The following is a 13,300-nucleotide window of genomic DNA, read 5'->3' on the forward strand; positions in this document are numbered from 1 at the left end:
CTGGTTGAGCTTGCTGATCTGCTCGTCCTTTTGGGAAACCAGTTCGCGATGGCTTGCGGTCTGCGCATCGAGTTGCTGTTGATGCTCCGTCCTGGGAACGGTGAGCCGCAGCATCTCTTCTTCCTGGAAAAGATGGCGCTGCAGCTCGACATGGAGCGCCGTCGAGAACTGGTTTGCGCGCTGGATGTGGTGCAGGAATGCCGAGAAGTACTGCGCGCAGGCCTTTAGCAGCAATTGCTGCACGGCGGGATTGGCAAGCTGATCGTCGTTCGGCCGCTCGGTCACCGCCTCGATGAAGATGAGGCCGGGCGTGCGGGGATCGTCGAGCGGCTGCAGGTCGTCATACGCCGAGGCGAAAACGGCTGCCAGCCGGTCGAATCGGCCTGCACGGTCCGCCTGCGTCATGGCCGAGGCCAGTTGCCTGAGCAGCTCGGGACTGAACATGGGGGCCTTGTTCAGGGTGTGCAGCACGGTGAAGAGCACGAACGCCCACGCATCCTTGTGGCATTGTTCCGGGTCATCCGAGACATGGCCGAAATCCACCCAGGCCGCGCTCCCTGTGTTGCGTACTGCGTTGAAGGGATAGGGGTCGCCGTGCGCCAGTCCCATTTTTTCCAGCTCACCGAGTCCATGCGCGAGCGCGCCCATCCAGGCGCGCCATTGCTCGAACGTGGCCGTCCGGCTGTCCAGGCCGGGGCTGGCAGCCTTGCCCGCGATGCTTCGCACTTTCTTCCAGGCGGGAGTGGTCGCGGCATCCTCGAAGGGTTCGCCGTCGAGAATCTGCGTCTGCGCCATGCAGTCGCAAACTCCATGGACCGGCATGAGCGACGGGTGCCCGCACCCCAGCAGTTTTTTCCAGTTCGCGCGGGCGCTTGCCCGCCCATGCTGAGCCCCCAGGATGTGTTCATGCGGGCGAGGAGCACCGGCCAGCGGCACGAGCAGGCGATCCTCGCCGAGGATCACGGTCAGCGCCGTGGCGGCGGTTTGTCCGGTGCGCACCACGCGCGCGCGTTCGTCCACTTGCCTGAGCAGGCAGGTGGCGGAACAAAAAACCAGCTCGACATCCCTGCCAATTGAAAACTCTGCTTTGTTGTATTGAGGGTCGATAAGACTCTTGATTGGCATTGACTGCTTACTCCATATCCAGCGCCCAGAACTCACGCGGATAGCCGTTGGGGCCGATCGTGTGTCCAAGCGCTCTCATCCTTGGCAACTCGCTGCAATAGCGAAGAAGAAAGTTCACTCCGAAACCTGCGTCGAATCCTGGCTCCTTGGCCGGGCATTCGTAGTAGATGCTGCAGCGCGTGCGCTGGAACAGGGTGTCCAGCAGGCGACGGATGTCGTCATCGCTGTAACGGCGCTCGCCCGACATGGCGTAGCCGGATTCCCAGTGGTGCGTCACGCTCAGCAGCAGGATGCAGTCCCAGTGGCGCTTGTCCGTTTCAAGGAATTCGCAGAGGTCCTTGCGCTGGAATTCAAAGCCCGCGAACTGGGTCTGCCGGTGCAGATCGGAATACAGCCCCTGGCCGTCGACGTCGCCGTTGTCGATTCCGGCGACGCTGCACCCGAGCGCGGCCAGCGTCTTGGCGACGAGCCCGTTGTTGCAGCCGACGTCGAGGATGCGCAGCCCGCGCAGCGAGCCGTGGCGGGCGAACAGATCGGTGGCGATGCGCAGCGCGCGCTCCAGTCCCAGGCGTTCGTAGTCCTGCTGGCCGAGCTTTTCGGCCAGCGCGGACCAATCGCGGGACTCCAGCGCATGCACCAGGTCGGAGATGCCGAGTTCAGGAAGATAGGTTGTCATGTTTTCACTCAGGCGACGGTGATCTTTCCAGGCACGTCGAAGAGCAGCGGGATGATCCGGTCGCCCTGGTTGACCACGCTGAATCCAGCGGCCGAGAACACCTTGTCGACATATTCGCCCTGCACCGGCATGCGGTAGCCCAGGTCGATGCGGTACCTCGCGCCGCTGGAGAGGGGGGAGACGAATTCGAATTCCAGCAGGCGCTTTTCGCCGGCCTTCATCGCGGGTATGCGGCCGCCGTGGAAAAACGAATTGATCGCGAATAGCTCGACGCCTTCCGTGGTGCTGACCACCAGGCCGACTTCGCCTTCCTGCGGACAGTCCTCGATGACGTTCAGCACCGCCTGGACGCGCAAGGCGGCTCCGGTCTCCACGACGATGGCCTCTTCGGCGTCGGCAATGATGCGGCACTCCTCGAACCGTGCCTGCCCCGATCCGACGCGATGCGAAACGCGGCGCTCGAAAGGCGGTTGCAGGCTGGAGACGATCTGCGCGGCCGCGGCGCCGTCCGGCATCGCGGCTTCGGTGGCGGCCTCCGCCAGGACGCCGGGATCTGGCGCGCCGGGCACGGATTTTCCGGCATTCGCCTCCAGCGAACCGAGCACGAAGTAGCGGTCCAATACCGAGCTGGCGGGCCCATCCACGATCAGCTCGCCGTGGCTGAGCAATACCGCGCGCGGGCACAGCGCCTTGACCGTCGCCGCCGAATGCGAGACGAACAGCACCGTCGTGCCGTTGTCCATCAGCGTGCGGATGGCCGCGTAGCATTTGGCCTGGAAGAACTGGTCGCCGACGGACAGGGCCTCGTCGATGATCAGGATGTCGGGGGCCAGGTGCATCTGCACGGCGAATGCGAGCCGCACGAACATGCCGCTGGAATAGGTCTTCACAGGCTGGTCGAGATGGTCGCCGATGTCGGCGAACTTGATGATCCGCTCCAGGACTTCGTTCAACCGATCTTCGCCGATACCCAGGATGGCGCCGTTGAGGAAGATGTTCTCGCGCCCCGTGAATTCAGGGTTGAAGCCGGAGCCAAGCTCCAGCAGCGCGGCGATGCGCCCCGTGGTTTCCACCGTGCCCAATGTGGGCGAGAGCGTTCCGCAGATCAACTGGAGCAGGGTGGACTTGCCGCTGCCGTTGCGCCCGACGATGCCGACCGCCTCGCCCTTGCGGATGTCGAAGGAAATATCCTTCAGCGCCCAGAATTCGTCGAAGTAGCGTTGCGGATCCTGGCCGCACAGCCGCTGCAGCCTGGGCAGCAGCATCTGCTTGAGCCGGTCGCGGGGCTGGTCGTAGATCTGGTAGCACTTGCTCAAGCGCTGGATGCTTATGGCGAGTTCAGACGACATCGGCAAAGCCCTTCCGGCTCTTCTGGAACCATGCGAAGCCGAGCCAGGCAACGGCTGCGCCAAGCGCCAGTTGCCGCAGCCAGCCCGTCCAGTCCAGGCTGGTTCCAAAAATCATCGCATTGCGAACCTGCTCGATGCTGGCGGTGAGCGGGTTCAGGCTCATCAGAAATTGGTAGTCCTCAGGTAGCGCCGCGACGGGGTAGAAGATCGGCGTGACGTACATGAGCACCATCGTGAGCACGCCGATGATCTGGCCGATGTCCCGCAGAAAGACCCCCAGCGATGCCAGAAGCCAGGACGCGCCCAGCGACATGAGCACCATGGGCAAAAGGACCAGGGGCAGCTCGAAAATCGTGGCGGGAGGCGTGCCGATCAACAGAACATAGAAGACCAGCCAGGCGACGAAACTGACCAGGAAATGGAAAATGGCGGAGCCCAGCACCACGACAGGAAGGATTTCCAGCGGAAAGATGACTTTCTTTACGTAATTGGCATTGCCCAGTATGAGCGAGGGGCCGCGCAGGAGTCCTTCGGAAAACAGGTTGAATGCCGTGAGTCCTGCGAACAGGATCATGGCGAATTCGGTTCTGGAGCCGATGCCGCCAACCCAGCGCGCCTTGAACACGACGCTGAAGACAAAGGTATAGACCGCCAGCATCAGCAGCGGATTGAAAAACGACCAGAGAAGCCCCATGAAGGAGCCCCGGTATCGGCCAATGATTTCCCGCTTGATCAGTCCTTTGATGAGACTGCGGTTGCTGACAAGTGACTTTGCTAGCTGAATGGGGGAGGTCGATTTGCTTGCATGAGGATTCATTCAAGCATTCCTGTGGTTTTTGGCATTATTATTAATTGAAATCAATATAGCTCTTGCAGTGGAATGAGCTATCGAAAGGTGTTTTTCTCGAATGCCTCGAGTAACACAAGTTTACTAACGTAATCATAGCCTGTTTTGTATCTGCATAAAGAGAAACAGGTCTACCGACCATTTTGTTAGATATTGTATCTACAAGGTGTGTGTTGATCACTCTGCTTGGGGTTTGGCATTGTGTATCCGGCATTGTTCTTTATCAATGCATGAGTGTTTGTTGATGTATCAGTCGATGAATGCAGGGTATGGGGTGAAACTGCCCTCGGGCCGGGCAGGAATGCATGGCTGCTGCCCGGTGAATCGTCGTTGGCCGGAGTCTTTTATTTAATCTATCAATTTCTCTGGAGCAGGGCTGCAAGGCTATAAACTTGCCGCCGAATGACTGCAAAAAACAAAAAGAAGAAGCCTCGCAAGCGCAACGCTGCTTCCGTTGCGACCTTTTCCTCCAAAATTCGCCGGCTCTGCATCTGGCTGTTGACTTCAGGGGCGCTGGCCAGCCAGATCTCCAGTTGCGGCCTGAACCTGCATCAGCAGGGTGGGCGGCCGGACCTGTCTGCGCGCCGGGATACGGCGGCATCCGCGCAACGCGGATCAGGGCTGTCGGGCTTTCGCCATTGCCCCCAGTTCTTTGCTGGCGGGGTGGCTCCGCGTGGGCCCGCTGGCCCGAAATTCCGGGAGCTTTGTTACAACTCATTTGCAATTTTGCACAATGGCTCCACGCGCACGCCAGTGTTCGTGGCGGAGCGACTCAACCGGCAGTCCCTGCAGCAGGCGAAGGGACTTGCGCGAACCGACAGGTTCTTTGCCGATGCGCGGCTGCCCGGGGCCGAGCGCGCGGAACTTGCCGACTACAGCGGCTCGGGTTTCGCGCGCGGGCACATGGCGCCCGCCGCCGATATGCCGAACGCGGAGGCGATGGCGCAGAGTTTCAGCCTGGCCAACATGGTGCCGCAGAACCAGCAGCACAACAGCGGAGCGTGGGCCAGGATCGAAAAGGACACGCGCAGCTACGTGATGCGGGCGCGCGGCGACGTCTATGTGATCACCGGCCCCGTTTTTGCCGCGAAAACCCGGGCGATAGGCAGCGGCGCGGTCAGCGTGCCGTCTCATATCTTCAAGCTGGTGTATGACGCGAGCACGCACCGCGCGTGGGCGCATTGGCAGCAGAACTCGGAGCTGGCCCGGCCGGGAAAGCCGATCAGCTATGGTGAGCTGGAGTCGCGCCTGGGCATGGAGTTGCTGCCGGGAGTGCAGATCGATTGAGGCCGGGCGAGGGGAACAGGGCCTGCGCCGGCCTTGTGGCCGGGACCTGCTGGGCGCCATGCCTGCCTCGCCGGCCTGTGGCATCGACTTGTGGCATCGGCCCGTTTCATCGGTCCTCTGTCTGCATCAGGTCAGAAAATTCCGAGAGCCAGTCCCGTGGCCAGCGATGCGGCGAGTGACCGGCATGATTGCAGGTCTTCTTCGCCAATCTGTTTGGGCGCCAGAATGGCTTCGGGCGTCTGCGCATGCGTGCACACGATGAGCGGCTGGGCGACCGCGCGCAGGCGCCAACCCGTGGCGATGCGCTCGATCTGCCGCGCCGCGTTGCTGCCGTCGCTGCCCGCGCAGATCAGCGTGAGGTACGGGCGGCCATTGATCCGGTCGAGCGCGGGGTAGTAGCAGCGGTCGAAGAAGTCCTTCATCCGGCCGCTGATGGCCGCCAGATTTTCGGGGGTTGCGAAGATGTAGCCGTCGGCTGACAGCACGTCGCCGGGCTGCGCATCCTGCGCGCGCAGCAGGCGCGCCTGCACGTCCTTCTCCTGGGCTGCCGCGTGGAGCGCGACTTCGGCCATCTGGCGGGTACCGCCGGTCATGGAGTGGTAGACGATGAGCAGGGTTCTGGATGCGGCCATGCGCGGAGCATAGCCGCATCTTCCCGCCGATGCTCATGCGCTGGCGGGATGCCCGCATGGCGGAAATTGGGGGCGGCGCGGACGCGGGAGGCCCGCGGCTGGGATAATCACGCCCCTTATGCCCTTGCAGATCACGTTCCCAGAGTCGCTTCCCGTATCCGCCCGCCGTGAGGAAATCATGGAGGCCATGGACCGCCATCAGGTCATAATCGTCTGTGGCGAGACGGGGTCGGGCAAGACCACGCAACTGCCCAAGATCGCGCTGGCGCTGGGTCGGGGCAAGGTGAATGCGGCGCCCGACGAAAAAGGCCATGTGCGCGGGCACCTCATCGGCCATACCCAGCCGCGCCGGATTGCGGCGTCATCCGTTGCCAAGCGCATCGCCGAGGAACTGAATACGCCGCAGGGCGAGGTGGTCGGCTACAAGGTGCGTTTTCAGGATACGCTGCATAAAGGCGCCTCGGTCAAGCTGATGACCGACGGTATCCTGCTGGCCGAGACGCAGACCGATCCGCTCCTGAAAGCGTACGACACGCTGATCATCGACGAAGCGCATGAACGCAGCCTGAACATCGACTTCCTGCTCGGCTACATCAAGCAGATCCTGCCCCGGCGCCCCGACCTGAAAGTGGTGGTGACGTCGGCCACCATCGATGCCGAACGCTTCGCCAGGCATTTCGAAGGCAAGTCCGGCCCCGCGCCGGTCATCATGGTGTCGGGCCGGACCTATCCCGTGGAAATGCGCTACCGGCCGTTCGAGGAGAAGAAGGACTTCGACCTCAACGACGCGATCGCCGAAGGCGTGGACGAACTGTGGGCGGGCGGCAAGGGCGGCGACATCCTGGTGTTCCTGCCCGGCGAGCGCGAAATCCGTGAAGCCGCGGATCATCTGCGCAAGCACTTGCAGCATTCGCCGATCCTGCGCAATGCCGAAGTGCTGCCGCTGTTCTCGCGCCTGTCCCAGGCCGAGCAGGACCGCATCTTCGACGGTCATACCGGCCGCCGGATCGTGCTGGCCACCAATGTGGCCGAAACCTCGCTCACGGTGCCGGGCATCCGCTATGTGATCGATTCCGGAACGGCCCGCGTCAAGCGCTATTCGTTCCGCAGCAAGGTCGAGCAACTACTGGTGGAGCCCATCAGCCAGGCCGCCGCCAACCAGCGCGCGGGCCGCTGCGGCCGCGTGGCCAACGGCATCTGCATCCGGCTGTATGACGAGGCGGATTTCGAATCGCGCGATCGTTTCACCGACCCGGAAATCCTGCGCTCGTCCCTGGCTGGGGTCATCCTGCGCATGAAGTCGCTGGGGTTGGGCGACGTGGTGAACTTTCCGTTCCTCGAAGCGCCATCGGGCCGCGCGATCGCCGACGGCTACCAGTTGCTGGGCGAGTTGGGCGCGGTGGACGAGCGCGGCCAGTTGCTGCCCATGGGCAAGGAGCTTGCGCGCCTGCCGCTGGACCCGCGCGTGGGCCGCATGATCCTGGAGGCGCGTGGGCGCGGCGCGGTGGCCGAGGTGCTGATCATCGCGTCGGCCCTGAGCGTGCAGGACGTACGCGACAGGCCCATGGAGGCGCAGCAGCAGGCTGATCAGCAGCATGCGAAGTTCGATGATGAAAAGAGCGAATTCACAGGCTATCTGCGCCTTTGGAAGTGGCTCGACGATGCGCGTGGCGGCAAGGTGGTCGCCAAGACCCGCAAGGAAATGGCCGCCGAGAATGCCGTGCCGAAAGTGCTGGGCCGCAACGCCGCCTTCCTGCCGGCAAGCCAGCGCGGCACGGGTGCGTCCGCCATCGTGGCTGCGCCGCAGCAGGCGCCCGCCGCGCTCCCGGCGCAGCAGGACCGGCCCGCCACGCACAAGATCAGCAATCGCCAGTGGGAGCAGTTGCTGCGCCAGAACTTCATCAATATCCGCCGCGTGCGCGAATGGCGCGATATCCACTCGCAGCTCCTGACCGTCGTGAAAGAGCAGAAATGGGCCGTCAATCACGAAGCTGCCGGTTATGAGGAGGTGCACAAGTCCATGCTCTGCGGCCTGCTCGGCAATGTGGGCTACAAGGCGGAAGAGTCCGAGTCGTACCTGGGCGCGCACGGCATCAAGTTCCATCCCCATCCGGGCGCGCATTTGTCGAAAAAGCCCGGGCGGTGGATCGTGGCCGCCGAACAGGTCGAGACTTCACGCCTCTATGGCCGTGGCATCGCTGCGATCGAGCCGCAATGGCTGGAGGAAATCGGCTCGCATCTGTTGAAAAAGCAGTTGCTCGATCCGCACTGGTCCAAGAAACAGGCCGACGTGGTGGCCTACGAGCGCGCGACGCTCTACGGCCTGGTGGTCTATGGCGGCCGGCGCGTGAGCTACGGCCGTATTGATCCGCAGACCGCGCGCGAACTGTTCATCCGGCAGGCGATGGTGGCGGGCGAGTGGGAGACGCACTGGCATTTTCTCGCGGCCAACCTCAAGCTGGTCAAGAAGGTGGAGGAGCTGGAGCACAAGAGCCGCCGCCAGGACGTGCTGGTGGACGAGGAGCTCATCTATGCGTTCTACGACCAGCAACTGCCCAGGGATGTCTTCAGCGGCGCGAGCTTCGACAAATGGTTCCGCCAGGAATCAAGGAGCAACCCCGACCTGCTGCGCCTCTCGCGTGACGAGCTCATGCGCCACGAAGCGGCGGGCATCACCACGCAGGCGTTCCCCAAGACGGTGAAGCTGGGCGGCGTGGATTGCTCCGCCGCCTATCTGCACAGCCCGGGCGATGCGCGCGACGGCGTCACAGTGACCGTGCCGCTGTTCGTGCTCAACCAGGTGAGTGAAGAGCGCGCGCAATGGCTGGTTCCCGGCATGTTGAAGGACAAGATCCAGGCGCTGCTCAAAAGCCTGCCGCAACGCCCGCGCAGCCGTTTCGTGCCGCTGCCCGAAAACGCGCAGCGGCTGGCCGACTTGTTCAGCGCGCAGGACCGGTTCGGGCAGGGCGGCCTGGTCGATGTGCTGCTCAAGCAGATACGCGAGGAAACCTCGCTGGACGTGAAGCGAGCCGACTTCAAGCTCGACATGCTGAGCCCGCACCTGTTCATGAACTTCCGCATCACGGACGAGCATGGCCGCCAGATGGGACTGGGGCGCAACCTCGGGGCGCTCAAATCCGAACTGGGCGCCAAGGCGCGCGGCGCATTCCAGGCGCTGGCCTCCCTGCGCGTGGCGGCGCGGCAACCCGAGCAGAAGACGCAGGAAGCGGCAGCCGCTGTGGAGCCCGCGCCGAAGAACCGCCAGCCGGATACGGGCAAGGAACACAAAGCCCAGCCATCCAGGCCCCGGCAGCAGGCGGAAACACGCTACAAGGAATGGTCGTTCGGCGAACTGCCCGAGCTGATGGAAATCGGCAAGGGCAATCAAACGCTGATCGGTTTTCCCGCGCTCATAGACCACGGGGACTCCGTCGGCATAGAGGTATTCGACGAGCCCGAACTGGCCGTGGCAAGGCACCGCGCGGGACTGCGCCGCCTGTTCGCGCTGCAGATTCGGGATGCGCTCAAGTACCTCGAAAAGAACATCCCCGACCTGCAGAAGATGGCCGTGGCCTACATGCCCCTTGGGACGCAGGAAGAACTGCGCGAGCAGATCATCGACGTGGCCATCGACCGGGCCTTCCTGCAGGAGCCATTGCCCACGAACGAGGCGGATTTCAGGCAACGAGTCCAGGACGGCAGGAGCCGCCTTACCCTGATCGCCAACGAAGTGGCCCGCATGGCGGGCACGATCCTGATCGAATACGCGGCGGCGCAACGCAAGATCAAGGAGACCAGGAATGCGCCCGAAGCCACCGCGGACACCACGGCGCAGATGCAGCGCCTGATGCCCAGGAACTTCATCGCCGCCGCGCCCTGGACCCAGCTAGGGCATTACGCGCGCTATCTGAAGGCGATCACCACGAGGCTCGACAAATACCGCGCCGACCCCGCACGCGACGCGGCGAAATCCGCCGAACTCCGGCCGCTCGAACAGCGGTACTGGAGGCTTGTCTCCGAGCGCAAAGGGCAGGTGGACGCACGCATGCAGGAATATCGCTGGATGCTGGAGGAATTGCGCGTGAGCTTCTTCGCGCAGGAACTGCGCACGCCGTATCCGGTCAGCGCCAAGCGGCTGGAGAAGCTGTGGGGGCAGTTGCAGAGTTGATGGGTTGTGGTTGCGCTTGGATTTTTCAGCCAGCATATGTCGCGCATGAAGTATCGTCATGGCCAACTGGGGGCTTGCCCTTGTGAGGCGGTTTGGGTTTTCCTCGTGCCCGACTCTTCTATGATTGGCGTATGTCGGGGAGCATGGATGGCTCCCGTTACGGCCCGTGCGTGCATGGGCGAATGCGAGAGGAGCAATCTATGAATCCGAGGCTGACAATCGCGCTCGGCGCGCTGGGTATGGCGTCCATGCTGGTGCTGACGGGGTGCGCGGGCAGCGGCAGTTCCCCAAAAAGCGAGAAGGGGTATGCGGCTCAGGTGAAGCAGGAGGTCACGCCGTCCGGCGACAAGCTGGTGTCGATTCGGCCCAACCGCGTGAGTTGCAGCATGGGGCAGAACCATGTGCAGAATACTTACCAATGCCCGGTGATCGGTGCGGACTGGAGCAGCGCGAGGGCGGGCATTGCGCGCCTGACGATCGGCGTTCCCGACCTGTCGGGCGCGAGCGTGAGCGTGACCGGCGCGGATTTCCACATGGGTGCAAGCGAGGTGATCCGCGTGCGCAACAAGTCGTCCGTGCAGCCGGACGCCGGGGCCTATTCCGCCACCACGTTCGATGTGCCGCTGACTTTCGTCGAGAAGCTGGCGTACGGGCAGCGCAGCTGGGTGCGCGTCTATGCTGGCGAGCGCCATGTCGATGCGAATATCAATACGGGTGAAGATACAAGCAATGCGGTGCAGGCGCTGGCTTACTTCATGAAGTCGGTCGATGAAGCGGGCGGCAGGACGCCCAGTGCCGAAGCCAGGGGCGGCGGCTTGTTCGACCGCCTGGGAATCGGCGGGGACGAGAGCGGATCGGGCAAGGGCGTCGAGGGCATGCATCCCCGCTGAGCGCCGGGGGGCCGCACGCGAGGGCTCGTGCCTTCGCGCCCGCTTTTTTTGCTTTCTGCTTTCTGGTTAGTTGCGCGCCCAGGTGTGCTGCAGCAGCATGCCAACGATCATGGACACCACGAAGATGAGCACTTCCTGGTGCATGGTGAACAGGTTCATCAGCGCGGGGCCGGGGCAGAAGCCGGCGAGGCCCCAGCCGATCCCGAACATGGCGGCGCCCAGGATGAGCCGGACGTCGATCCGGGTGGCGGTGGGAAGCTGCATGGGTTCGCCGAGCAGTGCGGTCTTGCGGTGCCGGGCCCAGCGGAAGGCGATCAGGCCGACGGCGATGGCGCCCGCCATGACGAGCGCGAGCGAGGGATCCCAGGTGCCGAAAATATCCAGGAAGTTCTGAACCTTGGCGGGGTTGGCCATGCCCGAGAGAATCAGGCCCAGTCCGAAGACCAGGCCCGCGATGAGGGCGCAGAGGATGGAGAGCATGTCGTGTGTCCTGATTGGGAAGCAGCGGCGATGTGGTTCAGCGCGGGCGGTGTCAGTTCAGCACGTGCCGCATCACGAAGACGGTGAGCGCGCCGAAGAACATGAAGGTGAGCGTGGCGGCGAACGAGCGGCGCGACAGGCGCGAGAGTCCGCAGACGCCGTGGCCGCTGGTGCAGCCCGAGCCCAGCCGGGTGCCGAACCCGACCAGCAGTCCCGCCAGCACGATGATGCGCGGATTGCCGGGCAATTGCATTTCGGGCAAGGGCGCGAACAGCTGGTAGATGAAGGGCGAAGCGAGCAGGCCCAGCAGGAACGCCAGCCGCCAGCCCCAGCCGAAGTAGTGCGCCCAGGCGTCGCGCTGCATCAGCGTTCCGAGAATGCCGCTGATACCCGCGATGCGGCCGATCAGCACGATGAGCATGGCGCTGGCGACACCGATCAGCACGCCGCCCGCGAGGGCGTGGCCTGGCTGGAATGAATCCCAGAGAATGTGGGTCATGAACGCGCTCCTTTTGAGCAGAAAAGCCGGTGAATATGCTGCATGAGTTCGAGCGAGCGCTCGTCGCGCAGCCGGTACCAGATGAACTTGCCCTCGCGCCGCGTGCCTACGACACCTTCGCGGCGCAGCACGCCCAGTTGCTGCGACAGCGTGGGCTGTCCGATGCCGGTGAGCTCCTGCAGCTCTCCCACCGTGCGTTCGGCTTCGGCCAACTGGCACAGCAGCATCAACCGGTCTTCGTTGCCCAGCAGCTTGAGCATGGCGACGGCTTCGGCCGCGTGTTCGCGCATGGCGTCCAGGTCGAGCGCAGCCGCAGCGAGCGTGCCTGGCGGCGGAGATGAAGAAAGTGTGGAGGGCATCGTGGGGGAGGTTTGTTTCTGGATATTATATTGAAAAGTATATTGTTTGATGCCGCATCCAATCCATCTTCTTCCTGCTTGTTGCTGCCGCGCTGGGTTCAGCGGGAGGCGGTGAGCTGTTCCATGTGTTGGGCGAGGGTGGCATGCGAGAGTTCGCCAGAGCGGACGGCCACCTGCCGCCCATGGGCATCGAAGAACAGGGTGGTGGGAAGCGCGCGCTGGCGCAGCGCGCGGCTCAGGCTTTCGTTGGAATCCATCACCACATCCGATGGAGACAGCCCGATTTGCTGGATGTAGCGCAGCACCGTTTCGGGCCTTTCGCCTTGGTTCACCCAGACGAAGCGTACCTCGGGATGGGCTTTCTGCGCGGCCAGCAGCGCGGGCATTTCACGCCGGCAGGGCGGGCACCAGGTGGCCCACAGGTTGATGACGGCAGGCGTGCCTTGAAGATCGGGAAATGAGAGCGTCGCCGCATCCAGTGCCACTCCCTTGAATTCGGGCAGGCGGGCGCCTTGCGGGGCCAGCATCGACAGGGCCGCGTTGCCGCCGAGCCAGATGGCAGCGAACAGCGCGGCGCCCGCCGTGACCGCCCCGGCTGATCTGCCGCGCCAGATCCACAGCGCAAGCGCGTACACGCCGATGGCCGCGAGTCCGGCGATGGGCTCCCATCCGCCATCGCGGATGTCGATGATGCTCGGGGGATGGCTGGAATATGCCGATGCGTATTGCAGGACGAAGGCGAGCCGCGCGGCGAGCAATCCGACGAGCGCGATGGCCGCAATATGGGGGCCTGCCTTTGCGCCGTGCCGGCGCGCAAGCAGCTCGCACAACCGGGTTGCGGCAAGCCAGCCGATCAGAAAAACAATGAATGCCCACGGCAGCGTGAGCGGTCCCAGTTGCAGTGTCTGCCCCATGCGCGGAGATTCCTTCGGATGAATCCTCCGAGCATAAGGCCTGCAGAAGCCATGCGCATCGCCGATGCCACGGC

At 63.6% G+C, this 13,300-nt stretch carries 12 protein-coding genes; 3 read left to right on the top strand and 9 right to left on the bottom strand.

Annotated elements, in window-relative coordinates:
* The 4 genes from ABWP92_RS12990 to ABWP92_RS13005 form a co-directional block, all read right to left on the bottom strand.
* On the bottom strand, positions 1–1,125 hold a 1,125-nt coding region (locus tag ABWP92_RS12990; RefSeq protein ID WP_353235809.1), incomplete at its 3' end, for a hypothetical protein.
* A 7-nt stretch (positions 1,126–1,132) separates the two neighbouring features.
* Positions 1,133–1,801, bottom strand: coding sequence for a methyltransferase domain-containing protein (locus ABWP92_RS12995; protein ID WP_353235810.1), 669 nt, complete (start codon positions 1,799–1,801; stop codon positions 1,133–1,135).
* Between the two features lie 8 nt (positions 1,802–1,809).
* Complete coding sequence (locus tag ABWP92_RS13000) at positions 1,810–3,117, bottom strand: ABC transporter ATP-binding protein (RefSeq protein WP_353235811.1); 1,308 nt, start codon at positions 3,115–3,117, stop codon at positions 1,810–1,812.
* A 22-nt stretch (positions 3,118–3,139) separates the two neighbouring features.
* Positions 3,140–3,967, bottom strand: a complete 828-nt coding sequence (locus ABWP92_RS13005; RefSeq protein WP_353235812.1) for an ABC transporter permease — start codon at positions 3,965–3,967, stop codon at positions 3,140–3,142.
* A gap of 432 nt (positions 3,968–4,399) precedes the next feature.
* On the opposite strand from ABWP92_RS13005, the gene ABWP92_RS13010 reads away from it, so the two are divergent.
* The gene (locus tag ABWP92_RS13010) at positions 4,400–5,284 is read left to right on the top strand and encodes a DNA/RNA non-specific endonuclease (RefSeq protein ID WP_353235813.1); all 885 of its coding nucleotides are present in this window, start codon (positions 4,400–4,402) and stop codon (positions 5,282–5,284) included.
* Between the two features lie 131 nt (positions 5,285–5,415).
* Here ABWP92_RS13010 and ABWP92_RS13015 read toward each other — a convergent pair whose 3' ends face one another.
* On the bottom strand, positions 5,416–5,916 hold the full coding sequence (locus ABWP92_RS13015; protein WP_353235814.1) for a flavodoxin family protein: 501 nt from the start codon (positions 5,914–5,916) through the stop codon (positions 5,416–5,418).
* Positions 5,917–6,034: 118 nt separating this feature from the next.
* Between ABWP92_RS13015 and hrpA the strand changes: the two genes are divergently transcribed.
* A complete protein-coding gene (hrpA, locus tag ABWP92_RS13020; RefSeq protein ID WP_353235815.1) occupies positions 6,035–10,084 on the top strand; it encodes an ATP-dependent RNA helicase HrpA in 4,050 nt (1,349 codons plus the stop codon).
* A 200-nt stretch (positions 10,085–10,284) separates the two neighbouring features.
* Positions 10,285–10,974 carry a hypothetical protein gene (locus ABWP92_RS13025; RefSeq protein ID WP_353235816.1) on the top strand — a complete coding sequence of 230 codons (690 nt, stop codon included), beginning with the start codon at positions 10,285–10,287 and terminating at the stop codon, positions 10,972–10,974.
* A 66-nt stretch (positions 10,975–11,040) separates the two neighbouring features.
* On the opposite strand, the gene ABWP92_RS13030 is transcribed toward ABWP92_RS13025, so the two are convergent.
* The 4 genes from ABWP92_RS13030 to ABWP92_RS13045 form a co-directional block, all read right to left on the bottom strand.
* The gene (locus tag ABWP92_RS13030) at positions 11,041–11,454 is read right to left on the bottom strand and encodes a DUF6691 family protein (protein WP_353235817.1); all 414 of its coding nucleotides are present in this window, start codon (positions 11,452–11,454) and stop codon (positions 11,041–11,043) included.
* Positions 11,455–11,506: 52 nt separating this feature from the next.
* Positions 11,507–11,953: a YeeE/YedE family protein gene (locus ABWP92_RS13035; protein WP_353235818.1), complete on the bottom strand. Its 447-nt coding sequence runs from the start codon at positions 11,951–11,953 to the stop codon at positions 11,507–11,509.
* Positions 11,950–12,312 (bottom strand): metalloregulator ArsR/SmtB family transcription factor, encoded by a 363-nt coding sequence (locus ABWP92_RS13040; protein ID WP_353235819.1) that lies wholly within the window; start codon positions 12,310–12,312, stop codon positions 11,950–11,952. The genes ABWP92_RS13035 and ABWP92_RS13040 overlap by 4 nt, the downstream gene beginning before the upstream one ends.
* Positions 12,313–12,410: 98 nt before the next feature.
* The gene (locus ABWP92_RS13045; protein WP_353235820.1) at positions 12,411–13,226 is read right to left on the bottom strand and encodes a prolipoprotein diacylglyceryl transferase family protein; all 816 of its coding nucleotides are present in this window, start codon (positions 13,224–13,226) and stop codon (positions 12,411–12,413) included.
* Positions 13,227–13,300 lie beyond the last annotated feature (74 nt).

This window comes from Diaphorobacter ruginosibacter, assembly GCF_040396215.1.
Classification (GTDB): domain Bacteria; phylum Pseudomonadota; class Gammaproteobacteria; order Burkholderiales; family Burkholderiaceae_C; genus Diaphorobacter_A; species Diaphorobacter_A ruginosibacter_A.

Bases quoted from the DNA above. Each gene is read 5' to 3' on its own strand.
- ABWP92_RS13015 (WP_353235814.1), bottom strand. From the start codon at position 5,916: ATGGCCGCATCCAGAACCCTGCTCATCGTCTACCACTCCATGACCGGC.
- ABWP92_RS13045 (WP_353235820.1), bottom strand. From the start codon at position 13,226: ATGGGGCAGACACTGCAACTGGGACCGCTCACGCTGCCGTGGGCATTC.
- hrpA (WP_353235815.1), top strand. From the start codon at position 6,035: ATGCCCTTGCAGATCACGTTCCCAGAGTCGCTTCCCGTATCCGCCCGC.
- ABWP92_RS13040 (WP_353235819.1), bottom strand. From the start codon at position 12,312: ATGCCCTCCACACTTTCTTCATCTCCGCCGCCAGGCACGCTCGCTGCG.
- ABWP92_RS13035 (WP_353235818.1), bottom strand. From the start codon at position 11,953: ATGACCCACATTCTCTGGGATTCATTCCAGCCAGGCCACGCCCTCGCG.
- ABWP92_RS13005 (WP_353235812.1), bottom strand. From the start codon at position 3,967: ATGAATCCTCATGCAAGCAAATCGACCTCCCCCATTCAGCTAGCAAAG.
- ABWP92_RS13025 (WP_353235816.1), top strand. From the start codon at position 10,285: ATGAATCCGAGGCTGACAATCGCGCTCGGCGCGCTGGGTATGGCGTCC.
- ABWP92_RS12995 (WP_353235810.1), bottom strand. From the start codon at position 1,801: ATGACAACCTATCTTCCTGAACTCGGCATCTCCGACCTGGTGCATGCG.
- ABWP92_RS13030 (WP_353235817.1), bottom strand. From the start codon at position 11,454: ATGCTCTCCATCCTCTGCGCCCTCATCGCGGGCCTGGTCTTCGGACTG.
- ABWP92_RS13010 (WP_353235813.1), top strand. From the start codon at position 4,400: ATGACTGCAAAAAACAAAAAGAAGAAGCCTCGCAAGCGCAACGCTGCT.